General features: G+C 33.0%; 30 protein-coding genes and 1 pseudogene. 18 read left to right on the top strand and 13 right to left on the bottom strand.

Annotation, left to right across the window (positions count from 1 at the left end; translation table 11 throughout):
* Positions 1–192: 192 nt before the first annotated feature.
* Together rpmF and rpmG are read left to right on the top strand one after the other, a co-directional pair.
* Positions 193–375, top strand: a complete 183-nt coding sequence (gene rpmF, locus O3605_RS04390; RefSeq protein WP_003009516.1) for a 50S ribosomal protein L32 — start codon at positions 193–195, stop codon at positions 373–375.
* Between the two features lie 15 nt (positions 376–390).
* Entirely contained in the window at positions 391–540 is a 150-nt protein-coding gene (gene rpmG, locus O3605_RS04385) for a 50S ribosomal protein L33 (protein ID WP_001265622.1), read from the top strand.
* A gap of 411 nt (positions 541–951) precedes the next feature.
* Here the strand turns inward: rpmG and O3605_RS04380 are convergent, their stop codons facing one another.
* Together O3605_RS04380 and O3605_RS04375 are read right to left on the bottom strand one after the other, a co-directional pair.
* Positions 952–2,298: a hypothetical protein gene (locus O3605_RS04380; protein WP_371585322.1), complete on the bottom strand. Its 1,347-nt coding sequence runs from the start codon at positions 2,296–2,298 to the stop codon at positions 952–954.
* Between the two features lie 6 nt (positions 2,299–2,304).
* Entirely contained in the window at positions 2,305–3,039 is a 735-nt protein-coding gene (locus tag O3605_RS04375) for an ABC transporter ATP-binding protein (RefSeq protein ID WP_371585321.1), read from the bottom strand.
* A 228-nt stretch (positions 3,040–3,267) separates the two neighbouring features.
* Between O3605_RS04375 and O3605_RS04370 the strand changes: the two genes are divergently transcribed.
* Together O3605_RS04370 and O3605_RS04365 are read left to right on the top strand one after the other, a co-directional pair.
* Positions 3,268–3,846 (top strand): TetR/AcrR family transcriptional regulator, encoded by a 579-nt coding sequence (locus O3605_RS04370; RefSeq protein WP_371585320.1) that lies wholly within the window; start codon positions 3,268–3,270, stop codon positions 3,844–3,846.
* A gap of 799 nt (positions 3,847–4,645) precedes the next feature.
* A complete protein-coding gene (locus O3605_RS04365; protein WP_371585319.1) occupies positions 4,646–6,130 on the top strand; it encodes a DUF8451 domain-containing protein in 1,485 nt (494 codons plus the stop codon).
* A 98-nt stretch (positions 6,131–6,228) separates the two neighbouring features.
* Here O3605_RS04365 and O3605_RS04360 read toward each other — a convergent pair whose 3' ends face one another.
* On the bottom strand, positions 6,229–7,383 hold the full coding sequence (locus O3605_RS04360; RefSeq protein ID WP_156677142.1) for a hypothetical protein: 1,155 nt from the start codon (positions 7,381–7,383) through the stop codon (positions 6,229–6,231).
* A 297-nt stretch (positions 7,384–7,680) separates the two neighbouring features.
* On the opposite strand from O3605_RS04360, the gene O3605_RS04355 reads away from it, so the two are divergent.
* From O3605_RS04355 to O3605_RS04325, 7 genes are all read left to right on the top strand, one after another.
* Positions 7,681–8,112 carry a hypothetical protein gene (locus O3605_RS04355; RefSeq protein ID WP_156677143.1) on the top strand — a complete coding sequence of 144 codons (432 nt, stop codon included), beginning with the start codon at positions 7,681–7,683 and terminating at the stop codon, positions 8,110–8,112.
* A 264-nt stretch (positions 8,113–8,376) separates the two neighbouring features.
* Complete coding sequence (locus O3605_RS04350) at positions 8,377–8,691, top strand: hypothetical protein (RefSeq protein WP_156677153.1); 315 nt, start codon at positions 8,377–8,379, stop codon at positions 8,689–8,691.
* 11 nt (positions 8,692–8,702) lie between these two features.
* Positions 8,703–9,779 (top strand): ATP-binding protein, encoded by a 1,077-nt coding sequence (locus O3605_RS04345; protein ID WP_156677154.1) that lies wholly within the window; start codon positions 8,703–8,705, stop codon positions 9,777–9,779.
* Positions 9,780–9,782: 3 nt separating this feature from the next.
* On the top strand, positions 9,783–10,382 hold the full coding sequence (locus O3605_RS04340) for a hypothetical protein (protein WP_156677144.1): 600 nt from the start codon (positions 9,783–9,785) through the stop codon (positions 10,380–10,382).
* 211 nt (positions 10,383–10,593) lie between these two features.
* A complete protein-coding gene (locus O3605_RS04335) occupies positions 10,594–11,208 on the top strand; it encodes a replication protein (RefSeq protein ID WP_156677145.1) in 615 nt (204 codons plus the stop codon).
* The gene (locus O3605_RS04330; protein WP_156677146.1) at positions 11,195–11,446 is read left to right on the top strand and encodes a MerR family transcriptional regulator; all 252 of its coding nucleotides are present in this window, start codon (positions 11,195–11,197) and stop codon (positions 11,444–11,446) included. Before O3605_RS04335 ends, O3605_RS04330 begins: the two co-directional genes overlap by 14 nt.
* 87 nt (positions 11,447–11,533) lie before the next feature.
* Entirely contained in the window at positions 11,534–12,799 is a 1,266-nt protein-coding gene (locus O3605_RS04325) for a tyrosine-type recombinase/integrase (protein ID WP_156677147.1), read from the top strand.
* A gap of 182 nt (positions 12,800–12,981) precedes the next feature.
* On the opposite strand, the pseudogene O3605_RS04320 reads toward O3605_RS04325, so the two are convergent.
* The 6 genes and pseudogenes from O3605_RS04320 to O3605_RS04295 form a co-directional block, all read right to left on the bottom strand.
* Positions 12,982–13,085 (bottom strand): annotated as a pseudogene (locus O3605_RS04320) (FanG protein); the annotation flags it as partial.
* A gap of 87 nt (positions 13,086–13,172) precedes the next feature.
* The gene (locus O3605_RS04315; RefSeq protein WP_003009509.1) at positions 13,173–13,976 is read right to left on the bottom strand and encodes a hypothetical protein; all 804 of its coding nucleotides are present in this window, start codon (positions 13,974–13,976) and stop codon (positions 13,173–13,175) included.
* Positions 13,966–14,427, bottom strand: a complete 462-nt coding sequence (locus O3605_RS04310) for a hypothetical protein (RefSeq protein WP_003009506.1) — start codon at positions 14,425–14,427, stop codon at positions 13,966–13,968. Before O3605_RS04310 ends, O3605_RS04315 begins: the two co-directional genes overlap by 11 nt.
* Positions 14,428–14,454: 27 nt before the next feature.
* On the bottom strand, positions 14,455–15,771 hold the full coding sequence (locus O3605_RS04305) for an FtsX-like permease family protein (RefSeq protein ID WP_003009502.1): 1,317 nt from the start codon (positions 15,769–15,771) through the stop codon (positions 14,455–14,457).
* 11 nt (positions 15,772–15,782) lie between these two features.
* Entirely contained in the window at positions 15,783–16,514 is a 732-nt protein-coding gene (locus O3605_RS04300; RefSeq protein WP_003009498.1) for an ABC transporter ATP-binding protein, read from the bottom strand.
* 76 nt (positions 16,515–16,590) lie between these two features.
* The gene (locus O3605_RS04295; RefSeq protein WP_003009495.1) at positions 16,591–17,748 is read right to left on the bottom strand and encodes a hypothetical protein; all 1,158 of its coding nucleotides are present in this window, start codon (positions 17,746–17,748) and stop codon (positions 16,591–16,593) included.
* Between the two features lie 309 nt (positions 17,749–18,057).
* On the opposite strand from O3605_RS04295, the gene O3605_RS04290 reads away from it, so the two are divergent.
* The 7 genes from O3605_RS04290 (at position 18,058) to O3605_RS04260 (ending at position 23,094) form a co-directional block, all read left to right on the top strand.
* Positions 18,058–18,486, top strand: coding sequence for an RNA polymerase sigma factor (locus O3605_RS04290; RefSeq protein ID WP_371585317.1), 429 nt, complete (start codon positions 18,058–18,060; stop codon positions 18,484–18,486).
* A gap of 181 nt (positions 18,487–18,667) precedes the next feature.
* The gene (locus O3605_RS04285; RefSeq protein ID WP_037608226.1) at positions 18,668–18,988 is read left to right on the top strand and encodes a hypothetical protein; all 321 of its coding nucleotides are present in this window, start codon (positions 18,668–18,670) and stop codon (positions 18,986–18,988) included.
* Entirely contained in the window at positions 18,988–20,088 is a 1,101-nt protein-coding gene (locus O3605_RS04280) for a P-loop NTPase family protein (RefSeq protein ID WP_371468803.1), read from the top strand. The genes O3605_RS04285 and O3605_RS04280 overlap by 1 nt, the downstream gene beginning before the upstream one ends.
* Entirely contained in the window at positions 20,085–20,690 is a 606-nt protein-coding gene (locus O3605_RS04275) for a DUF502 domain-containing protein (protein WP_003009483.1), read from the top strand. Before O3605_RS04280 ends, O3605_RS04275 begins: the two co-directional genes overlap by 4 nt.
* 202 nt (positions 20,691–20,892) lie before the next feature.
* A complete protein-coding gene (locus O3605_RS04270) occupies positions 20,893–21,498 on the top strand; it encodes a replication protein (protein WP_003009480.1) in 606 nt (201 codons plus the stop codon).
* On the top strand, positions 21,491–21,739 hold the full coding sequence (locus tag O3605_RS04265; RefSeq protein ID WP_002941172.1) for a MerR family transcriptional regulator: 249 nt from the start codon (positions 21,491–21,493) through the stop codon (positions 21,737–21,739). The genes O3605_RS04270 and O3605_RS04265 overlap by 8 nt, the downstream gene beginning before the upstream one ends.
* An 89-nt stretch (positions 21,740–21,828) precedes the next feature.
* Positions 21,829–23,094, top strand: coding sequence for a tyrosine-type recombinase/integrase (locus O3605_RS04260; protein WP_371585316.1), 1,266 nt, complete (start codon positions 21,829–21,831; stop codon positions 23,092–23,094).
* A gap of 500 nt (positions 23,095–23,594) precedes the next feature.
* Here the strand turns inward: O3605_RS04260 and O3605_RS04255 are convergent, their stop codons facing one another.
* From O3605_RS04255 to O3605_RS04240, 4 genes are all read right to left on the bottom strand, one after another.
* Positions 23,595–23,879, bottom strand: a complete 285-nt coding sequence (locus O3605_RS04255) for a hypothetical protein (RefSeq protein ID WP_014334291.1) — start codon at positions 23,877–23,879, stop codon at positions 23,595–23,597.
* A 69-nt stretch (positions 23,880–23,948) separates the two neighbouring features.
* Positions 23,949–24,083: a hypothetical protein gene (locus O3605_RS04250; RefSeq protein WP_002889641.1), complete on the bottom strand. Its 135-nt coding sequence runs from the start codon at positions 24,081–24,083 to the stop codon at positions 23,949–23,951.
* 43 nt (positions 24,084–24,126) lie between these two features.
* On the bottom strand, positions 24,127–24,465 hold the full coding sequence (cadX, locus tag O3605_RS04245) for a Cd(II)/Zn(II)-sensing metalloregulatory transcriptional regulator CadX (protein WP_371585315.1): 339 nt from the start codon (positions 24,463–24,465) through the stop codon (positions 24,127–24,129).
* 11 nt (positions 24,466–24,476) lie between these two features.
* The gene (locus O3605_RS04240; protein WP_070594807.1) at positions 24,477–25,091 is read right to left on the bottom strand and encodes a CadD family cadmium resistance transporter; all 615 of its coding nucleotides are present in this window, start codon (positions 25,089–25,091) and stop codon (positions 24,477–24,479) included.
* Between the last annotated feature and the right edge of the window lie 418 nt (positions 25,092–25,509).

Below are 25,509 nucleotides of genomic sequence, written 5' to 3'. Positions count from 1 at the left end.
TTACCATTATAGCATAAAAGAGGCCACAAAGATAGGCATGGACTTTGGAGAAACAGACAACAGAAAAGTTTCTTTCAAAAATTTCAATTTTTTTGTCAAGTAACTTTACTTTACAAAAAAGTTTTGTTATACTGTTACAGTTGATGAAAATCAAACCTAATTGAATTTATATCTTAAAAGGAGAAAAACGAAATGGCAGTACCTGCACGTCGCACATCAAAAGCGAAGAAAAACAAACGTCGTACGCACTACAAAGTAACAGCTCCATCTGTAAACTTTGACGAAGCAACTGGAGATTACTCACGTTCACACCGTGTATCACTTAAAGGATACTACAAAGGACGTAAGATCGCTAAAGCTGCATCAGCTGAATAATAGAAGGGAGATACCATGCGCGTAAATATTACACTTGAACACAAAGAATCTGGTGAACGCTTGTACCTTACTTCTAAAAACAAACGTAACACTCCAGACCGTCTTCAATTGAAGAAGTACTCACCAAAACTTCGCAAACACGTTGTGTTTACAGAGGTGAAATAGGGATTCACTACACGTCAATAGACGGTAGAAGCCTTGATTTAAAGCGATTCTTGAAATTTAAAATTTCATTACATTGCAATAAAAATCAACCGAATCACTACCTTTTTCACTACCTTTTTTGAAATAAGAATATTGATTCGGACGATAAAAAGCAGAGGAACTTTAGTATGAAGCTCCTCTTTTTGTTATTGTTCTTTTATTTACAAATCGTAAGACCTGGGTTGAAACGGTTTGGTTTCAAGTAATTTATAAATAGATAAATTGTAAAATATAGTGCAATAAAGATCTCATAAATAGGCAATTAAATCATTATTAGTCAAATAAAATTAAAGTGTGTAAGAATGAATATGAACATTAATGGAACAATTTTTTATGTGCAATACATACGAAATAATTTGACACCTCTATAATTTATAAATTTGTTTTATTTCTAATATCAAACCAAATTTTGGTAATAAAAATAAATAAATACATAACTATAGAAATAGCTATTGGATAATAAATAATAGTTCCATACTTCATCTGTTTAATCCCTAACAACAGAGCTTCTTTATGCATTAATACGAAGAAAATAATATTGAAAAAGACTGTGCAAGTAAGCATTATAACAGTATATGTTAATGCTTGTACAGATCTTATGGTCACGGCCTGCTTATGTGATATTCCAATTCTCTCCCATTGCGATTTCTCTTCTTTTTCTTTAACTGAAGAAAGAACTGTGATAGAAATAAGATTAGCTATCACAACTATTAGTGGCCCTACTACAAAAAACAGTAGAACAGCATTTATTTCAACTGATGCTGTTTTTTTTGCTAAATTTGAGTAGGCAACATCAGAATAAATCATTAATTCTGAAATTAAGATTGCTATTATGGAAATAGAAACCGTTAATGACTTCAAATACTCTCGATCCTTCAGAATAATCCATTTTGCCATAACAAAATCATAAGACGAACGCCAACCTAATAAAATTTTAGTTAGAAAAGTTTGAATATGTGGCGAAATGAAGGCTAACAAGAACAAATGCATAACTAAAATTAGTAAGATTGAGTCATCCAATCTGAATAATAATTTTTCATTAGGTTTGCTCACAGACACAGTGAAGAATGGAATAATCAATTTTAGCCAGAAGACTAAACTTAGAGCAAAGCCTAAAACTTTAATTAACTTAATAAAAAAGTAGTTTTTGGAATCAAATCTATCTCCAAGCAAGACTGTATTACCTAGGATCTTATATAAATAGAGAAAGCTACCTATGAAGGCAAGTAAGCAAATAATCAGGATGGTCAAGAGAAATGCTGACATACTGAAATCAACCGGTATAGTTGGTAATAATTTTTCTCCCCCCAAGTATTGCGCATAACTATAATAAAATCTTGCACAAAAGATTGAGCAAAAACTTCCTATTATACTTACTAAAAATGCAAAAATAGTGAGCTGTCCACTAATCAATAATGACAATTGAACTCTACTTCCGCCATTTATTGACCATTGTCGATAGTCCTCTTTTGCTAAATTCAAAAATAGTCGAATTAGACCAGAAACTAGAAATAATAAAGTAAATCCACCAAAAAGAACTGGCCCTACAAATAATAAGGTAGGACTCCCAACATCTCGAAATACTTGCTGATACTTTATAGTACTAAATGCAACAGAGAGACACATTCCAACTAATAAACTCGAAGCAAAAAATAGAGGAAACATCCCTAGCCACTGTTTTTTTGAGTACTTAAATTGATAATAAATTAATTTAAACATTTTAAGTTAATCCCCACTATCTTTCATTTCTAACGCCTTATAAAGAGCTTCAACAGTGGGGGTAAACAATTCCTGATAGATTTTGCCATCTTTTAAGATTAGGGCTCTGTCCGTTTGACTTGCTAATTCAATATCATGGGTTACCATAATGACACATCTTCCCTCATGTGCTAAATCAGCTAACATTTTAAAAATAATCTTCCTTGATGTACTATCCAAAGCACCTGTCGGCTCATCTGCAAATATAATACGAGTATTTGAAAGAATTGCTCTTGCGATAGCTAATTTTTGTTTTTCTCCGCCAGATAATGAAGAAACGGGGGACATCAATTCAGCTTTAAAGTTCATTTTATCTAACAGGGCCTGAATGTCGTTTTTACTTATTTTTTTGTGGGACAATCTCAGAGGCAAAGCAACATTCTCTAAAGCTGGGAGAGCTGGAAGTAGGTTATAAGATTGAAAAATAAAACTAATATCTTCTCTTCTAAATTGTGACAATCTATTATTCTTTAATTGATATGGATTGCAACCATTAACCGTGACAACTCCCTCGGTTGGCCCTGATAAACTCGATATGCAATTTAACAAGGTTGATTTACCAGATCCACTTACTCCTAATATAGATACAAACTCACCATAACCAGCACTGAAAGAGATATCTCTAAGCACCGTAATCTCTTTATTTTTATCAATATGAAATTTCTTTGATAAATGTTTTACTCCTACTGCAACTGTATTCATATTTTCCTTTCTGAAACACTACTGAATAATTTTTAAAATGGTAACCAGTTTTGATTAATATACTGTATATCCTATTATACATGATAATACCCATCGTTGTTTTATATCTTCATATGAAAAAATTTACACATTATCAACTTTTTAAACTTGAAAATTAAACAAATTCTCTTTAGAATATATCGTATATATAAATATTTTGACAGTTTGTAAATTTTTTTAGGATTTAATATGGTAAAAGGAACTCAAGAAAAGATTATTAATTCGTTTTTTAAACTAGCAGAACGATATCCAGAACGCTCAACTTTCAGTATAACTGAAATCGCTAACGAGGCAAAAATTTCGAGACAAGCAATATACCAAAAGCATTTTAAAAGTTATGAAGAAATAGTAGATTTCATCATGGATTCTATTGATACTACTATAAATGAACAATTTTTACTATTTGAAAAACACAATCTCTCAATTGAAGTTTTTTTCTCAAAAATTATTATTCCAGAATTATATAAATATAGAGATTGGCTTCGCTGTGTCTACTCTACGTCGGCTATCCCTAATTGGCGAAATTATTTACGAGAAAAATATTCAAACTGGCTACTAAACGCACCTATTAACTTAAACCATTCGTTCCTACAAAATGATACTTTATCAAATTATATTGTAAATTGTGTATTAAGTATTATAGAAACTTGGATCACTGAACCTTTTCCCACTCCGCCAGAAGTCTTTTCAAAACAGTTTATTGAATTGATAAGCACTCCGTTAAATAATCATTTAAGTCCAATCAAACATGACGGTAGTGTAAAATAAGTTGTGTAAACACAAAAAGGAATAAACACGTTATAGTAGAGTTGCGAAACATTCCTTGAAAGAGATTTATTACAAGGAACACAATGTTCTCTTTCCCATCTACGTTCTTTACAAAACATACATGTCTCGATAGATCATTTTTCTGTTGAATCTCTTTATTTCAAAAAATAAAGTAAAGAGATTAACATCTATCGCCAATTAAATATAGCTAATAAAATAAGATGGTTATCCTATTCTTCTAGATTAACCCTTATCAAAACGATTCACGAATTGATTATTACTGAAGTGAAATAGCGGATAATTACGTTTCAATAGAAACGAAAAAAATTGATCTAACGCGATTCTTGAATTTTAAAATTTCAATGTATTGCAATAAAAATCAGCTAAATCACTACTTTTTTTGAAATACGATACTGATTCGGACAATCAAAAGCAAGAGAAACTTCACGATGAGGTTTCTCTTTTTTCTATGCTTACTCCGACATCTATTTATTCTTATCATTGTGTTATAATAGAGTGAATTCTATATTCACGCAATAGTGCTTTAAAAATTCCATCAAAAAGTTCCAATTAAATCTGCCTATTTTATCTTTCACAATTAAAAGTCCTACAAGCTTTTAAATCGAATTTTGATGGAAAATATTCGCGTGATTTTCGCGTGATTTTCGCATGACGGTTTAAGATGACATCTTAGAAAGACTATGAAATCAAGGATTAGTAGTTATCTATCAAATTTATTTTTTCGCGTGATAATCGTAAAAAACTTTAAGAAATATTGTATTTTAGGGAAAGGGAAAAAATGAACTTAATTTTTGAAGGGGTTGATTTAGAATACAAAAAAGCTGAAAATAGTCTACCAAAATCTTTCTGGGAAACCTACTCAGCATTTGCAAATACCAATGGCGGAAAAATAATTCTCGGAATAGATGAAAAAAATATCGACCCCTACCAAGGAGTCAATAATCCTCAAAAAATACGAGACAATTTATTTGCTTTGGTTGCAAACAAACAAAAAGTTAGTTGTAATCTACTTACTGATAATGACATTGAATACATTGACATTCCAAACAAAGATAAACAACTCATAGTAGTCACTGTAAGAGAAGCCAACCCTGACCAAAAACCTGTTCATCTAAAAAATGATTATCGTGAATCATATAAAAGATTAGGTGAAGGTGATGTTCGACTTGACAAAGAAGAGCTCAAGTATCTGATGACAAGTTCTCATGATGATATTGATAGTGAGTTACTTAATAATTTTGACGAAAACGACCTAAATTTAGATACAATAGAACATTACAAAAAGTTATTAATTGAACTTACTGGCAACACAAAATATAATAGCATTTCTTTGAGAGATTTTCTAATCGAAATTGGTGTATTCAAAAAAGATAGAACAAATAATACATATAAATTAACTGCAGGAGGACTGATATTCTTTGGAAAGTATAACTCTATCATTTCTCGTTATCCAAAATTTCAACTAGACTATTTTGAAAAAGATACCTCTCTTTCAACTAGGTGGAACGATAGAATTTCAACAGGTGATATGATGTACCCTGATTTAAACATGTTCGACTTTTTCAATTTAGCATATAAGAAATTAACTACTACAACAAATGATAGATTTGAGTTTAATAACGAATCTGCTCATCGTTTACCATTCAAGAAAGACCTATCTGAATCTATACGTGAAGCTTTAGTAAATTGCTTAATGCATGCTTACTATGATTTTGATTCTCCTATAGTTATTACGGCTTATCAAGACTTCTATGAATTTAAAAATCCAGGTAAGATGAAAATTTCTATTCCTGAATTTATACATGGCGGAACTTCCAAAACGCGAAACAGTACAATCTCTTCATTATTCCGTAGAATTGGGATGTCAGAAAAAGCTGGGTCAGGCGGACCGAAAATTTTTGATATTTCCGAAAAATATAAACTAAAAATTCCTGAAGTAAGCACTACCTTTGATAGTACTGTTGTTACAATCTGGAAAGTAGATTTATTATCTTCTTATTCAGACATATCAGATAATGAAAAGATAATACTTGAATATATCATAAAAAATGGTAGCATTACTAAAAATGATGTCCTCGAAAATTCTTTAATGACCGAATATAAATTTAGAGAAAACCTGAAATCTCTACAAAATAAAAAGTATATTGAGATAGAAGGTAAGGGACGCTCTACAAGATATGTTCTCCCCAAAAGTTCAACCGAACAATACCATATTATTAAACAACAAATCAAAAATCTTGGAGATTTCATGACTATGTATTAAATATTAGACCTGTTCAAAAACTAATGTTTATCCTTTATCTTACTTTTCTAAAATTTTCAGAATCTAAAATGCAGACTTAATGAGTCTGCATTTTTTCTTTATTCAATGCCTGCATTTCTAAGTGAAGAAAACAAGAGAGAATCTGCGTTTAAATTTTGCAATATTTCATGTATACGGCTAGATATTTGATGCCTAAATATAGCTGATTTACTTATAAACTCTGTATCTGCTGATAAAGCACTCTCAAGTTTATCCAAATTATATTTTTCAACTGAATAAATAGTTTGCTTTACTGCCTTTTTTAATTCATCACTAGAGATTTGTAAATTTTCATGCAAATATTTCTCATCAAATTTATTTTTAATAAGTTTCTCATCAACAAGATACTCAAAGGGCTGATTAAATTTATTCAATATTGCATAAAATTCTTCAAGAAGTGTCTCGGTTGACAAGACTTTTTCTAATTTCTGTATTTCTTCAGAATAGATAGTTTTCCATTTTTTTAAAAAATCAGCAATTTCCTGAAACCGTTGTCTTTCTTCATTTCTTGCCTTTTGATGTTTAAACACTTCATCATTGATTGAATAGATAAACTCGTCTATTAAAGTATATACAATCGTTTGAAGATTGTAGGAAAAATTTTCCTCTGATATTCTCTCAAGTATTTCTTTAGGAGAATGTGGGGAAATGCTAATCGTACTCGTAGGATATTGTCGCCTCTCTATCTCGTGTTTTAACGCAAAAAGATAGGGCTCGGTCATTAAATAAAGGGTTTTCCCTTTACCACTTCCACCATATAATTCTTCATAGATTTCCCTCATCTCCATTTTATCCGTGTCACCTAATAACTCATCAAAAGAAGAGAGAATAATACTTTGCTCTAGTTCAGATTCAGTAAACAATTTATCATATTTTGGAAACACATGCAGTTCTTCATTATATTCTTTTTCTCTACCATCGCTATAATCCAAAAAAAATTTCTCTTTTTTAGACCATCCATAAATAGTTTGTATAAACCATTCATCATCTGATTGGTCTTTTTTTCTTTTGTTAATTTCTAAGTAAGTGCCAAGAATATCCGAACGTAAAATTTTCTGAATTTGACTACGTTTCATGGATAAATAGTCCCCGTTTTTATCATTTTCGGGTTGCCAGTGTTTTCTTAAATCGGATTCAGCCTCTTCAAACGTATACCATTTATTCGCCTTAATAACTTTTCTTATCTCAAATTTTTCTTTCTCAGATAATCCCATAACTCCTCCTATTCACATTTTAACATTTTCTTACAAAGAGCATAAACAAAAATCCCCTTTATTTTGAGATAAAATCGTCTTGTAAGGGAAACCTTATCAACAAATATAATTACAGTCCTAACTGGTGCGCACCAAATGGACGGATAGAAACGAATATGAAAACTCCGACGATGACGGTCGAGTTCTGCATATATCTGTTTATCCGTTTTTTGGTGTGCCTTTTTGCACACATCGGTATTCAGTGTAGCTCATAAAAGTTTCTTTCCGTTCTAGAAATGGACTTAGAAAGAGGCTATTATGCCAATAAGAACATTCGAAGACCGTCTCACTCCAGAGGATTATACAGATATCCAAAAATGGGACAAGATACTGAAAGATGAAGATAAGTCTTTCGCAAATGCTAAACGAAGAGATAGATACCATAAACTTGGAAGTTTAGATGAAAATATCTCAAACGAAGGCCGTCAAACAGATAGATATGATTTAATTGCTAGTGATTCGTTAGATGCTGAACAAGCTTATATCTATAACGAACTATTAGGAACTGTGCATGATTACATATCTGCCCTCTCTACGAATGACCAAATTATTATGGTTGGAAAATTAAGAGATAGGCCAATCTCATCGTCTGCACTATCTAAAATTGTAGAATGTAGTGACAAAACTGTGACAAGTCGCTTCAAAAAACACCAAGAAGTGTTACAAGATATGTTAAAAGACTACAGGTAGTCTCCGAAACTGGCAATCAATGATTGCCAGTTTTTTTAAAAAAAGCTCCCTAAATTGTATGTTCTAAATTCCATTAGACATTATGTATGAGTCAAAATAATAAAAAATTCAATTTTTTTAAAAAATTCTCCGAAATTCACCTCCTGAATCTCCTATAAGATAGAAAGGAAAAAATCAACAAGTCCAGCTCATGACCTCAAACCGAGCATGTCACCAATACTTTTTATCACAAAATAGAATATACGAGGTATCTAATCTATGAAAATGAAACCACAATACCGTAAAGGCGGTTATTCAAGTCAAATAGCAGAACAATACGTTAGCCTTCAAGATCCAATCTACTTGCTTTGTGATGAGCTTGAAGCACAACAAAAGTATGAAGGTGGAAAACCGACGGGTGAAATTGTTGCATATAAGGCTTGGTTTGGGCAAAAGGGATTACCACCATTTCAAGTAAAATTCCTTGAAGAACCTGAACTCCCTGAATATCTTTCCCTTATCACCTTTGACAACCTGCAAGCATGTGAGGTCAACTATAACGTTTACTTTAGAGCTAATGGATTTAAAGAGGTGAAATAATGGTTCCAGCTATCACACAAAAAGAGTTGGAACAATACCTATTACAGAGTCTGAACATGGCTTTGGGCTCTGTATTACAAGGGGAAACTTCTTATACCAACTCTTTTGACATTTCTGTCAAAGAAAACGGATTTATCTTCATTCCTCGTCTTCCATCAGGATTTGTCATTGATGACGAACTGTATCGAAAGATTTTCTTAATCGCTAATGCATCTCTCTACCCACAATACACGCTACTAAAACAAAATTCTGCCTACTTTATTGCACTGAAAACAAACGATATTCATATTCAACGTGGGCTGTTTTTTCCTTGGCAGAAAGGTATTTCTGAGCGGCTAATCATTCCAGACCTAGAAAAATTCACATTATCGCTAAAAGGTAATGATATCCCTATTATGGCAAATCTAATGATTAACTATGATAAAGTAACTTCTATGGCTATTGCTGGGAACTCAGGTAGTGGTAAAAGCTATGCATTAACTTATCTGTTAAGTATACTGAAAAACATTTCCGACCTGATTATCGTTGATCCTAAATATGATACTCCATCACGGTGGGCAAAGCAGAATCAAATTAGTGTCATTCACCCTCAAGAGAATCGTTCCAAATCCGACTTCGTATCAGAAATTAACGAAAGTTTGAGTCAGTGTTTGACAATAATTCATAAACGACAAAGGATTTTATTTGATGATCCACATCATGAATTTCAACATCTAACTATCGTTATCGATGAGGTGCTTGCTTTATCAGAAGGAATCAACAAAAATATCAAAGATTCCTTCTTTTCTCTGTTATCTCAAATTGCTTTATTAGGGCGATCAACCAAGGTTCACTTGCTTCTTGTAAGTCAGCGTTTTGATCATAGTACAATTCCTGTATCAGTCCGCGAACAATTTAATGTATTAATTCAGGTTGGTAACATCAATCAGAAAACAGTACAGTTCTTATTTCCAGACCTCGATCCAGAAGGTATTGTTATTCCGATCGGAAAAGGAACAGGGCTTATTCAAATCATTGATAACGAGCATCCTTATCAGGTCTTACCCTTGCTGTGTCCAACATACTATACCAAGAAAGGAATCTTGTAACTTATGAAAACAACATATTTCCAGAAGTTTTTCGACTTCTGCTTTTCAGTATTTCTTACAGTAATCCTCTGTACATTATGTACGGTATTCTTAGGATTTATGGTGGATTTCTTACAAAAATTTACCTATCTATCCGTGGTTACTAGCTTTATTAGCATGATTTTCTGGCTTAGCTTAACAATTTCAATTATCAGTTCAATTATTTTCATCTTGCTCGTTAGCTATGAAATTAAGAAGCGACAAAAAGAAGATAATCTATCAAATCTATGGGAATCTATCAAGCAAACTTTGGCTATCCGCATTTTTTTGCATCAAAGTGAACACTCAGAAGTCTTAGCTACAACTGAGCAAACAAAAATGAAACAATATAATCCCGTTAACAAACACTTCAATAGAGCAGTACGACAATCTATTGTAGATGTTAGAGAAGATAACGTTATTTTGATGATTAGACTCCCAAAGACACAACAAGCCAAGAAGATCCTAAATGATATGGATACGATGATTATAGAAGAAATGGCAAGATATAACCCTGACTATTTCTTTTCACCTCAGAAACCAGCAAAAAAATGGACTTATCTTATTGGTAATAAGAGAGAATAGCTTAATGGCGCTGTGGCCCACGTAGTGGAAGCCAAACAGCGCCGTTTTTTAATTGCAAAGTTTAGGATTAAGTGGGGTGACTACGACCCCCACTTAATCCAATAATCAATAATCAGAAAAAAATTAAATTTTCTCAAAAACTCCGATTTATGCCCTTCCAATCTCCTAATAGATAGAAATAATAAAAAATTGAAAGCGAGGAATTTTACCTATGGCAAAAGAACAACGTTCAAATAAATGGGCTTTTCTATTCTATCAGGAAAGTGCGCCCGAAAACTATTTAGAAATTCTCGAAGAAATTCATGTTCCATTTGTTCTGTCACCATGGCATGATAAGGACGTAAACAAAAAAACAGGAGAGTTTAAGAAAGCACATAAGCATGGAGCATTCTATTTTGATTCTCTCAAAAGTTACGCGCAAGTATCCGAACTTATCAAAGACAAACTCAACGGTCCGGCTCACGTTGAACCTGTCATATCACCGAAAGGAATGTATGACTATTTTACTCATGCAGAGAATCCTGAGAAAAGCCCTTACGATATTAAAGACATTGAATGTGGCTGCGGGTTTAACCTTGCCCAATTTTTAGTTCAGCAAAACTCTGATGACTTCATCACAGAAGTGATTGATACCATTGAACAAAATGACATTACAGAATTTGAGGAACTTGTATGGTATGCGCGAGATAATGACACCGCTCTATTGGGACTAATCATTGAACGAACCTACTTTTTCTCTCGCTATCTGGACTCACGTCGGCATAATCCTAAGCGACTACAAAAAGCAATCAAAGAACAAGGAGCAAATTTTGATGGAGACAATTAAATTAAACCGAATTGAAGAATTGCTGAATACAATTATTACTATCATCCAGAAAGAATTACAAACAAAGAATTCTTATGGAATTATCACGCAAAAAGAACTTCTAAAACTGTTACAAATTTCTCCGAACACTTTGAAATCTTGGGAAAATAAAGGTTTAAAACGTCTTGAACCTCCAATAGAGGGAACACGTACTGTTTATTACAAGATGGAAGATGTCATTGAATTTTTAACTATTTAACTCCAAAAAGTGCTAGAATGGAATTATCAAACAAAGAATGTGAGGGTTCTATTCTAGCCTTTTTTATCGTCCGAAGAAAGAGGCTCTATGAATAAAGAAATCATTCAACACAATAATAAAAAGATAACAAAAGTTACCAAACAAAATGGTGATGTCAGCTATTCCATCAAAGGTGTTTATATTGGAACTGACATAAAAACAGGTAAACGAATCACAAAAACTATCACTGCTAAAACATTAAAATCTTTGGATAGAAAAATTGTTGAAGCTAAAATTGAGTTTGAAAAGGCTGGCTCTACTATTAAAGAAACTATCCAAATTGATAACTTTGAAAGTCTAGCTGAGGTATGGTTTAGCAACTTCAAAACTTGGGTATCTTCGCAAAATACAATAAACCGAGTTCGAGGGTACTTGGATACATACATCATTCCTCAATTTGGCGATTATAGACCTGAGCGGATCGAAGCATCAGATATCCAATTGTGGCTAAATCAATTAGCAAAAAAAGCCAAAAAAGCAATTGAATCTGGAACAAAACGTGCCCCGAAAGGCAGTGCAAAAGATTTTGGTGCAATGGCTCACAAGGTTAGTGATATTTTCGATTTTGGCATTACAAACTGTGGGCTGACCACTAATCCAGCCAAATCAATCAAGATTCCACCTAAACCAAAAGCAAACAAAGAGCGTATTATGGTACTCCATGATGATGACCTGAAACATTGGTTATCTTACCTTGATACCTTGCCCAATACCAGAGCAAATAGACGTTTTAAGGTCATTTGTAACACGCTATTAGCATCTGCATTGCGAATAAATGAGTTATTGGCATTAGAAATTACTGACCTTGATTTTGAAACTAATGAAATTATTGTCAGTAAAACATTAATGTGGAAAAGTGCAAATAACAAACTAGGTATCAAAGGGGAAATGGTTTGTAAGAAAACTCCTAAAACGGATTCTGGGAATCGTAGAGTTGCCGTCCCACTTTCAATCATGGAAAGTCTCAAAGAGTTTCATGAGGAAATGACTGGCTATTTTGAAAAGCACGGTCTACCAAAATCTTCACTTATTTTCCCAACTATCTATGGCAACTATATGTGTGATAGAAACGAACGTGCAACCCTTAAAAAGCGATTATCGGCTCTTGGTTTACCTGACTATGGTTTCCACCTCTTCCGCCATACACACGCTTCTATGATGTTAAATGCTGGTATGAACTGGAAAGAGCTACAACATAGAATGGGACACAAGTCCATATCAACAACTATGGATACCTATGCGGAATTAGCTCCTAAAAAGAAGTTTGAAGCAGTGGATATTTTCCTAAATAAAATGGAAGAGCTGGCAAGTTGACTTCATCACTACCTTTATCACTACCTTTGTACTTCAAAAAGCTATAATCCTTGATATAATAAGGTTTATAGTCCTATTATTTAACCCTTACAGAGGTTAAGTAAGGGGTTCAGTACACGTCAACAGGCGTCAAAATATTGATTTAAAGCGATTTTTGAATTTTTGGATTTCAATAAATTGTGCTACAAATCAATAAGAACTCTACCTTTTACTCTACCTTTTTAGATAAATATATCATTTGGATATTGAAGTTAAGCCCTGCTATCATTTCGATGGCAGGGCTTTTTGATTTTTTATGTTTTTGCAGAGCTTTTATATTCCAAGTTACAATTTGTAGCTTTTCATATATTCTCACCTAAAAAATGTCTCTTTCTTAGATTTTTATTCCAATTACTGAGGCAAGCAATTTAATTCCTTCTGCTAAATCAGGGGTTAAGGCAACAGTAGTTGCGATGAATTTCATTGTATTAAAAGCTGAAGTCAAAATTGCCTTTTTAGGTTGTACTTCTTGAACCTCATTTTTAACAATCTCTAAGTTTTGCTTGAGTACTGATTTAGATTCACTATTTCCTATTGTTTCAATAGCATCCTCCACATTCTTTATGGCTCTAAAAATTTCCTCTTTATTAATGATATTTCCTTGCTCAGCATTAACTGTACTACCATGTTCAGCAATATTTACTTGTACTCCTGAACTATTAATCGTTATATAATATGAACTATCATTATCAAATCCCATATCGGTCGCAATATCCTTAATATACTCCTCAATTTCTATAACAAATGGATAAATCAACCTATCACCAAATGCTTTTGCCATATCTTGATATTTTTTACTATGTGCATAGTACCGTCCAAAATCAGTTGTAGACAACTTTTTAAGGGCAATATAGTCAAAAGCTCTATATAAAAGATAAGTTCTTCTACGGCTATCAGCCCCCAGTTCTAAAGCTTTACTTCCATATGAGGAAGCAATTTTATCGAGTTCTGATTCTAACCCCTCTATATCATAAGCTAAGCTCTCAACATAATCAAATATCAAAGATGTCCCCTTAACATAATCTATAAATTCTATTAATGCATCTGTCTGTTCTCCGAAATAAGCATTCATCACATTTGAAGCCAATGTTCTAAATCTTCTGCTAATTTTTCTAAGTTCTTTTTTATTAATCTCCATCTACTAACTCCCCACAAAACGGACAATAACCGCCTTCGAATTTTGTTGTAGTTCGTAATTTTACTACTTTATCACAACACAAGTATTTTTTCTCTTCGAAGTCTCCAACCTTTCTTCCAATTGGCATTTCTGATTCCCTAGCTATCTTCTTACTTCCTTTAAATTGTATATTTTTATTGTTTCTAAATGTTCTCTCCATATCCTTCGAAAAATCATTTAATAAATCAGCAACATAGTTTTGAATTATATTTTCTGCCAAATCATTTACATCATCATCTAAATAATTATCACTCTTGAGACCACACTTAGGGCACCAAACATCTATCAAGCTATCATCATTTACATCTTGGACTTGAATCATAAATTTTTCACTACAAATTGGACATTTTAAAACAACAAATCCATCATTATCACTAGGAATAGGTATTTCAAAAATTTTATCACTTGACATTGTAATCCTCTCTATAACTTTTCCAATTTATCTATCTTTAAATAAATAAAACCCCTTTGTAATACAATAAAAGATAACTAACAAACAAAGAATAATAAGGCTAGGTTGCCAAAAACCTGCTATTTCTGCTAAACTCTGCCCTAAACGTTGCCCTATAAAGCTTACTAACATTAACACAATAGCATTAAAAATTACAGAGACCAATGAAATTATTATTGAGTGCATTATTGCTTCTGCAATACGTATTTTAAAAAGTTGTAATTTTGTTATGCCCAATATTTGTAACTGTCTAATATCTTCAATGTCTTTATTAGAAGATAATATTGTGATAGAAATAAAACTAGTAATAATAAGCACAATTGGTGCAGATAGATAGGCAATGAAGGAGGCTCTTGCTTCGTGGACACTATTTATAGTATCCATAAATGAGTACATATTTCTGGTATAGAGGATGAATCCAGAAATGAGAGTTATCCCCATAGTCATCGAAGTCTGTATACTCTTCAAATAACTAGGATTGTATAGTAGGTTCCAAAAACTTGTATTGATTGCATAATTTTCAGATGGGAGAATCTTCATTAATAATTTTATTAAACAAATCTGGGTGGACGGAGATAGAACTTGAATAATTAATATATGAGTAATCAATAAAAATAAAATCATACCAGATTGTATCACAATCACTTCTCTATTATTGGTAAAACCTGCTGAAATAATAATACCTATACACAATAACCATAAGAATAGACGAACAGAAATATTAATAAACTTAGTCGCCTTAACTCTCCAATTTCTACCATTTGATTTTGAATTTGATTCTTTTTTTAATAATCGAATAGAATAAAAATAAGCTCCTAATCCAACAATTGTTGGTACTATTAAAATACTCAATAATACAGTCTGAATATTGGATGTAATAACCAAATCAGGTAATTCATCTCTTCCTAATAAATTTTGTAAAAATTTATAGTAACTATCTGTCACAACGAAGGAAAGGATTGTCCCAAAACTGCTAACAATGACTGCCATTATAGAAAATTGACCAGCTACAAGTAAAGATAGCTGAGATTTACTCGCACCTAAGATAGTCCATAACTCGTAGTCCTTTCTAAATATGTCTATTAGCAATCTTATATTATTTGAAATGAGAAAAAATAGAGTAGTACCTCCAAATATAATCAACATCTGAAAAAGTTGCGAAGCATTAATATTTGAAGTTCTTGATGAGCTAGTAATGCCAAATAAAGATGTCCCAACAATCAGGCTAGATACAAGTAATAATGGAATTGTCCCAAACCATTGTCTCTTTGAATACTGAAACTGATACACAATAAGTCTTAACATATACTCTCACCTCACTTGCCAATAGTTTCAAGAGCCTGATAAAGTTCTTCTGCTGATGGATTAGTAATTTCTTGCGAAATGTAACCATCTTTTAAAATAAATGCTTTATCTGTTTTAGATGCAAGCTCAATGTCATGTGTAACCATTAAAACACACTTCCCCTCATCAGCCATCTTTCTAAGCGATTCAAAAATCAAGTTCCGAGAAATACTGTCTAAAGCACCAGTCGGCTCATCAGCAAAAATAACCTTACTATCTGATAAAATAGCACGAGAAATAGCAATTTTCTGCTGTTCTCCTCCTGATAGTGTTGATACTAATGACGATAGGTCGGCTTTAAAATTCAGATTATCCAATAAGGTTTTTACTTGATTCCTATCGGCAGTCTTCCCTGAAAGTCTTAGAGGTAGTGTAACATTTTCCAATGCTGGTAGAGCAGGAACTAGATTATAATTTTGAAAAATAATAGCAATGTCTTCACATCTAAATTTAGCCAGTTTGCCATCTTTTAGCCTATATGGATTCACACCATTTATAACAACCTCGCCACTAGATGGCTCTGATAAACTTGCTAAGCAATTTAGCAAAGTTGACTTTCCTGAGCCACTGATACCTAATATGGAGATAAATTCACCATAATCCGCGGATAATGTCACTCCCTTTAGTACCGACACCTTCTTATTTTTTTCCAGTAGAAAATCTTTTGTTAGGTCAATTGCATTAACAGCTACATTATTAAACATAGTATCCTCCTAATTTTAATTTTTTACTAAATGTTATTTTCGGTTAATAATTTACTAAATTAAAAATACATTAATACTATTCATGAATCCCTGCATTATCAAGTGATTCAAATAGAATGGAATCCACATTTAAACTTCTAAATATTTGATGTATTCGCCTAGAAATCTTATATCTGAACATAGCTGAATCACTTATAAATTCTGTATCTTTTGATAAAGCAATCTCAAATTTTGTCAGTTCATATTTTTCAAATGAATAAATAGATTTTTTTAGCCCTTGAACTAATTCATCTCTAGAGAGCGATTCAGCATTTTCTGATAAATATTTTTTAATTAGCTTGTTTTTTATGATATCACCATCAATCACATATTCAAACGGTTGGCTAAACACTTGAAAAGTATTATTGAATTTTTCAAGAAGCCCCTCATTTATGAGTACACTCTCTAATGCCATTATTTGTGAGGGATAAATGAATTCCCATTTTTTGAAAAAATTTGAAATCTCTTGAAATCTTTGCTTTTCAACATCTCGTGCTGATTGATGAATAGATACTTTGTCATTAACATTTTGAATAAATTCATCTATCACAGAAAACATTTCGTTTTGGAGGCTTTCTTGGGTTGATTTTTCTGACAGCCTAGAAAGGATTTCTTTGGGCGAATGTGGGTCAAGATAAAGAATTTTCGTAGGGTATTGTCGCCTCTCTATTTCGTGTTTCAATGCAAAAAGATATGGTTCTGTCATTAAAAATGGAGTTTTCCCTTTGCCAAATGATCCATTCAGTTCCTCATAAATCTCCCTCATTTCAACTTTATCAACATCATTCAGCAATTCATCAAAAGCTGATAAAATTATACTCTGCTCCAAATCCGAATCCAAGAAAAGCTTATCATATTTGGGAAATACATGTAGTTCCTCATAATACTCTTTTTCTGTTCCATCGCTATAATCTAGATAGAATTGTTCTTTTTGAGGCCAACCATAAATAGTTTTGATAAACCAGTCATCGTCAGACTGGTCTTTTTTTCGTTTATGAATTTCCAAATAAGTGCCGATAATGTCTGAACGCAATATCTTTTGAATCTGACTACGTTTCATGGTTAAGTAATCACCATCTTTATCGTTATCAGGATTCCAATGCTTTCTCAACTCAGATTCAGCTTCCTCATATGTATACCATTTATTAGCTTCAATAATCTCTTTTACTTTTTGTTTGTCTTCCTTAGATAGCATGCGATTTCTGCCTCCCACTCATTTATATTTTACCATTTTCTAACGAAGAGCATAATACAAAACCTCATTAGATTTTGAGTAAGATAATAGTGTAAGAGAAATCTTGCAGAAATATTTAATACAGTCCCAAATGGTGGCCACCAAATGGAACGGATTGAAACAGATATGATGATATAGCGATAAAGGTTATATCTTGTATAGAATTGTTTCGCCGTCTATTTGGTGTGCCATTTTGCACCTATCGGCAATCAATTTTTGCTCATATACGCTTCTTTCTGTTCCTAAAACAGGCTGTTAGAAGAGGTGTATATGCTAACACATTACCCAACAAACGCCGAATTAGTAGCTAATCTTGAACCAGATAAACAAGAGTTTTGGTTGAAAATTCTAAATGACATGGATAAAGAAGAAGCAAACTATCAACGTAAAATTAGATACCATCAAGTATCCAGTTTAGACTTCATTGTATCCAATGATGGACGTGAAACGACACTTCAAGAACTTATTCAAAGTAATTCTTGTTCTGGTGAAGACTATACCATCATAGAAGTTGAAGAGCAACTTTATTGTGAGGCATTAGCTGAATTAGATGAAAAACATCGTATCGTTTTTAAAGCTATATTTGAAAATGGTCTAAATGCTACAAAAGCTAGTCAACTAGTTGGTCGGTCTGATAAGACTGCTAAAAAGTACTATAAGGAAGCCTGTAAACAGGTTCTTAAAAAAATACAATCATAATAAATTAACTAGTAGTCAACAAAAAGACTACTAGTTTTTTTCAAAAAATTCCGAAAACCATATCCTGAATCTCCTATATATAGGAGGTGATAGATATGACCTAGATACAGTATCCAGCCCATGATTAAAACCGAGCATGGCTCATTCACATTATTTTCTATTTACACAGGAGGAACTGCAGATGGCATTCAAAATGAAAACCACAAAAGGTGGTTATACAACTACGTTGGCTGATAAAATTATCAGTCAAAAACAACCGATTTACTCACTTAGTACCGAACTTGAACCACAACAACGGTTTGAAGAAGGAAAACCAACCGGAGAAATCGTAGCCTATAAAGCATGGTTTGTACAGGAAGGGCAAGACCCTTTCCAAGTAAAATTTGAAGATACGATTGAGCTTCCAGCTTTTCAATCCATGATTCAATTTGACACTCTACAAGCCTGCGAAGTAAAATATAACATTTACTTCCGAGCAAATGGTATCAAGGAGGTTCGGTAATGAGTTCACAATCTCGTGATGTGCTGAACCCATCTTACCTGCAATCTTACCTGCTCCAGAGCCTAAACATGGCTCTGGGGGCTTTAATGCAGGGAGAAACCAGCTACACCAATTCTTTTAATATTGTTATTCAAGAAGACGGGTTTATCTTTGTCCCTCGTCTGCCATGTGCCTATATCCTTGATGATGACTTGTACAAAAAAATCTATCTGATTGCCAATGCTTCACTTTATCCACAATACACACTCCTAAAACAAAACGCTACCTATTTTGTCCCTCTAGAAACGGATGACTTACACATTAAACGTGGTTTATTCTTCCCTTGGAAACGAGGAATTTCAGAACGTTTAACTATTCCTGATTTGGATAAATTTTCAGCTAGCCTACCACAAGGAAAAATTCCCATTATGAAGCACTTTGAACTAAACCTTGAAAAGATAAATCACTGGGCTATTGCTGGAAATTCAGGCTCTGGGAAAAGCTATGCTTTAACGTACTTTTTGAGTGTTCTGAAACATATGTCTGACTTAATTATAATTGACCCAAAATTCGATACACCAAGCCGATGGGCTAGAGAAAATCACATTGCGGTTATCCACCCTGTCGAAAATCGTTCAAAATCCGATTTTGTTTCACAGGTTAATGAGCAATTAAGTCAGTGTGCAACTCTCATTCAGAAAAGGCAAGCTATCTTGTATGATAATCCTAACCATCAATTTACCCATCTAACCATTGTCATTGATGAAGTGCTTGCTCTATCAGAGGGAGTCAATAAGAACATCAAAGAAGCCTTTTTCTCCTTACTCTCACAGATTGCCTTGTTGGGACGTGCTACCAAAATCCATCTCTTTTTGGTAAGCCAGCGTTTTGACCATAACAGCATTCCCATATCAGTAAGGGAACAGCTTAACGTATTATTGCAAATTGGAAATATCAATCAGAAAACCACCCAATTTTTATTTCCTGACTTAGATCCTGAAGGGATTGTTATTCCAACTGGACATGGTACAGGTATCATTCAAGTTATTGATAATGAACACCCTTATCAGGTTCTCCCTCTGCTCTGCCCAACTTACTACACTAAACGAGGTATCCTATGACAACTAAAACCTATTTCATGAGAAGTTTCAATTTCATTCTGAATCTGCTTCTCATCGCTCCTATCTTGTATTTGTTCGGTTGGCTTTTCAATAGTCTATCTATTCAATTGAATACCAATACTCTGTTCAAGTTGGAGACTGTCACAACTATTACTGATAAAATCAGTTCTATTAGTTACGGACTAGCTCTCATTTGCTTGTCCTTATCCTTGGTATTGATTGGAATAGAAATTGTCAAACGGTGGAAAACAGACAGACTTATGAACTATGCGAAATCTATTTATCATACTTTTTCTCTTAGAAATTTCTTATTTCAACGTGAAAAAGTGCAGAAAGTAACAAGTCCTGAACATCAGACTGTACCAACATCAACCCCTGTAAACAACGGATTTAATCTAGCTGTCCGTAAATGTATGGTTGATATTCAGACTGATTCTGTCACTATCTTCATCAAAGTTCCAAGAGACCAACAGGGACAAAAAATTCTAAAGGATATGGAAGCACTATTAAAAGAGGAAATTGCTAGTCAGCATACTGATTACTATTTCTCAGCTCCTATTCGAGTCGGCAATCAATTATGGTTCACTGGTAAAAAACGTTAATCTTTGGGGGCTGTGGCTTGCATTAGCAAGAGCCAAACAGCCCCCCTTTTTATTATGTTCCATTCAACTATGAGCTATTGGGGTTACTACGACCCCCAATAGCTCAATAATCAATAATCACAAATTTTGTTCAAAAAATTCCGAAAACTGCACTCATATTCTCCTATAGATAGAACGATAATAACAAGCGAGGTAAAGATATATGGCAAAAGAACAACGTTCAACCAAATGGACATTTCTCTTTTACAAGGAGAGTGTTCCTGAAGACTACTTGAATATCTTAGAGGAACTTCATATCCCCTTTATTCTTAGTCCTTGGCATGATAAGGACGTCAATAGACAAACAGGAGAGTTCAAAAAGTCGCACAAACACGGTGCTTTCTTCTTTGATTCGTTGAAAAGCTATTCCCAAGTGTCAAATATCATCAGCGATAAACTAAACGGTCCAGCACATGTCGAAGTTGTTATGTCTCCAACAGGTTTATTTGACTATTTTACACATGCAGAAAATCCTGACAAGACCCCTTACAATATCGAAGATATTGAAGTTGGTTGTGGCTTTGATTTGGATAAATTCTTAATGGAGGCGAAGACATCAGATTTTATTCATGAAGCAGTTGATATTATCGAAGAAAATGACTTTACCGAATTTGAAGAGCTAGTTTGGTATGCACGAGCAAACAATACAAATTTGTTAGGACTCATTATTGAACGCACCTATTTCTTCGCCAAATATCTAGATTCTCGACGGCATAATCCAAATCGGTTCCAAGCTACCAATGCAGAGGAGAAAGACAGCGATGAATAACGAAAAGTTAGAACAAATTGAACAATTATTGCAAACACTTATCAAGCTCATTCAAATCAAAGAGCAGAACAGACCGCTAGAGATAATTCAACAACGAGAATTACTGAAGCAGTTGAATATCTCTCCGAATACACTAAAAACTTGGGAACAAAAAGGATTAAAAAGATTAGAACCTCCAATTGAAGGAACACGAACTGTCTTCTATTTACTAGATGATGTTATTAACTTCTTACAATCCTAATATTGAAAATTTGTGCTAAAATAGTTCTATCTAAAAGAAAGAGTGGTAACTATTTTAGCCTACTTCAATATCCCTGAAGAAAGGCAAACATGGAAACTGAAACAATTATCCATAATGGCAAAAAGGTCATTAAAAAAATCAAAAAAGATAAATCCATTTCATATACGCTGAAAGGAGCATTTCTTGGTAAGGATGTTAAAACTGGTAAACAGGTCACAACAACTATTACTGCAAAAACACTTAAGCAACTTGATAGAGAAGTTATTCAAGCTCGCTTAGAATTTGAAAGAAATAGATTTACTCGAAAAGAGAATGTGTCTATTAATACGCTGGAAGATTTAGCTGAAGCTTGGTTTCAAGCTTATCAAACTTGGGTTAGTTCACATAATACATTAAATAGGGTAAGGGGCTACCTAGATAATTATATTATTCCTAAATTCGGAGATTACAAACCAGGTAAAATTGAATCTGCCGATATTCAGCTATGGTTAAATGACCTAGCAAAGAAATCAAAAAAATCAGTTGAATCTGGTGTGAAGCGTGCAAATAAAGGATGTGCAAAAGATTTCGGTGCTGTCGTCCATAAGTTGAAAGATATTTTTGACTATGGCATTACTAACTATGGTCTGACCTCTAACCCTGTCAACACTATCAAGATTCCACCCAAGCCCAAGTCTAGCAAGCAACGTATCATGGTTTTACATGATGATAGTCTCGCTAGGTGGCTTAATTATCTTGAAAGTTTAGATAACAGTAGAGCCAATCGACGGTTTAAGTTGATTTGTAACACACTCTTAGCTTCAGCCTTGCGTATAAATGAGTTACTGGCATTGACAATTGATGATTTGAACTTCGAAGAATCCTCCATTAGTGTCAACAAAACATTACTTTGGAAAACCGCTAACAAAAAGACTGGAACAAAAGGGAAAGTCATCTGTAAAGCAACTCCAAAAACCGATGCAGGTAATCGCTCTATTCCAGTTCCTTTGTCTATACTTGAAGAACTTCGAGATTTTCACAATGAAATGAACGAGTATCTTAAATTACACAATAAACCTGAAACAAAATTGATTTTCCCAACAATATACGGAAACTATATGTGTGATAGAAACGAGCGAACAACTCTCAAGAATAGATTAGCAGGTCTAGGATTACCAGATTATGGTTTCCATTTATTCCGACACACTCATGCTTCAATGTTGCTTAATGCTGGCACAAACTGGAAAGAACTCCAAGTCAGAATGGGACATAAATCAATTTCAACTACAATGGATACTTACGCTGAATTAGCACCACAACGAAAGTTAGAAGCTGTGGGTATTTATCTTGATAAGATTGCTGAACTAACGCAATAACTACTCTACCATTCGCTCTACCTTTCACTAAGGAACATTACAAAAACGTTGATATATAAACGTTTCTAACAGCTAAAATAGATAATACTTAACCTTTACAGAGGTGAAATAGGGGTTCACTACACGTCAATAGATGTTAGAAACCTTGATTTTAAGCGATTCTTGAAATTCTAAATTTCACTACATTGCAATATAAATCAACCGAATCACTACCTTTTTCACTACCTTTTTTGAAATAAGAATAATGATTCGGATATATAAAAGAAGAGGAACTTTATTGTGAAGCTCCTCTTTTTGTTATGTGTTCTTTTTCTCACAGATCGTATGACCTGGTTTGGAAAGTATGGATTTCAGTTGGACTAAAAACAGCGTAATATCAAGGATTTTCTGAACAATATCTACTTTTTAATTTCATAAAATCTGAATCAATATTTTTAAAATAGGGAATAGTTTAGGTCTCTAAGCATTAAAATAATACACCTAACTTTGGTCACCGTTTTTTAGTTATTCACTCTTTTTTCGGATAGTGTTTTTAAAGTTATGATGTAAAATGCCGCAATTAAAACACTATACATCATAATCGGAGGATAGAGAATTAAGGACAGAATCAATCCCACTCCTTTAATTATTAGGTCAGGTATCAATAACTTCCTATATTGTGCGGTAGCTTCAAGTAATTCTTTCTGATCTATATTGGGTTTATCAATTACTTTATGTAAAAACCAGTTTGCTACCGTTGAAACAATAACGATCAGTCCATAAAAGAGCTGTGCCGTATGATTCATGAAATGACTACTAACTATTCCAGTAGCATAGGGCATAAATGAAACAAAAAATAAAAGATACAAATTCTTTCAAATTCCTCCCTTTTCAACTTGGCTAACTTGACCTGCATTACCTAGGTCGCTTTGCTTTAAATTATACTTTTTTCTTAAACATTTGATACGAGTAGGTATTTCTTGTGAGTAATTTTCATCAAAAAATTTCATATATAATCTCCCTATAATCATGAAAAAGTAGTAAAAATAGTTGTTATCCTAGTTGATTAAAAAAATCTCTGATTTCCTCATTTTTTATAAAATAATATATAATTTTCCCCTCTCTTCTAGTGTCCAAGATGTTTTGATTGGCTAGTTTACGAAGATGGTGGGAGGCAGATGCCATACTGAGATTTAATAAACAGGCTATATCGCAGACACAGAGTTCTTCGACGGCAAGGAGATAAAAGATGATATTTATCTGTTTATTATCGGTAAATTTTGATAAAATGCGAAGTGATTTTTGGACTTTTTCCTTTTCAAGGTAGTTCGTTGCGGTTGTAACATTTTGTTGATTTATAACATCCACTTGACAGATACTATCTTTTTTCATAATTTTTTCTCCTAGCCTAACACAGCCCATAGCATGTCAAAGCTGTTGTTTTCAATCAGGATATACATCCCCAATCCTAAATAAACAACGGCAATAAACCATCTGCTATATTTTTCCAAAGTTTCTCCAACAGAAGGGACTTGTGCTAATTTTTGGGCAGAAAAAACCAAGAGATAAATCATGACTAGAAAAGTAAGTAAAGTCACTATCAAATTCGCTAAATTTAAGGTGGTAAAATATGGGACAAAGACACCAATATTGTCAGCGCCACAACTTGCAAAAGTAATCATAGCGACTAGAAAAATCAGGTTTTTATCATCTTTGCGCAAACCATCTTTTGCAATAGCTTCTCCATCAGAATCTCCTAAAAGCAAAACTTTGAGTCCTAGGAAAATTGGAATCAAACCGAGCAAACCTAAAATCTCTTTACTAGGAATATAATTTAAGACAAATGCAAAAAGTAAACTTAGCAATATTAGACTAACAGAGCCTAGAAATTGTCCTAAATAGATGTTAATGATGTCTTTTCTGCTTTTTCTTTTGGCAAAAAATAACATTAGGATAATAAGTAAGTCTACGGCTGTCCCAGAATACAGGATTATTGAAGTAACAATATTTTGAATCATAAAACACCTCATTCAAATATATTTTTGAATGTATTCTAACATTAAAATTTATAGATGTCAACTTAAAATCCACCAATTAATAATTGCATGTCAATATTTGTATTGTGAAACTAGTTTCAGAAATATATAATCTTAAAGTATGTCCACTGCCAATGGTTTTTTCAATATTTAAGAGGAGATTTATAATGGTTCATTTCTATAAATTTATAAACGAGTTATATATTTTGTTTAACCAATTATTAACTATTTTTATCAATAATCACTTCATTAATTTGTACTTTTTAATTTTGATTTATTTTTCGTGCATATTTTATATGAATTTAATTCTAATACATTTTAAATAAAAAATACGCAATTTTAATTGGCACTGACCCCCGTAAATGAGAATTAAATAAAAACATCTCCAAGTTGGATTTGG

The sequence above is a fragment of the Streptococcus sp. 27098_8_99 genome, from assembly GCF_041431935.1.
GTDB lineage: Bacteria > Bacillota > Bacilli > Lactobacillales > Streptococcaceae > Streptococcus > Streptococcus parasanguinis_D.
Note: the sequence above shows the minus strand (reverse complement) of the source record. Positions and strands in the feature narration are given on the sequence as shown.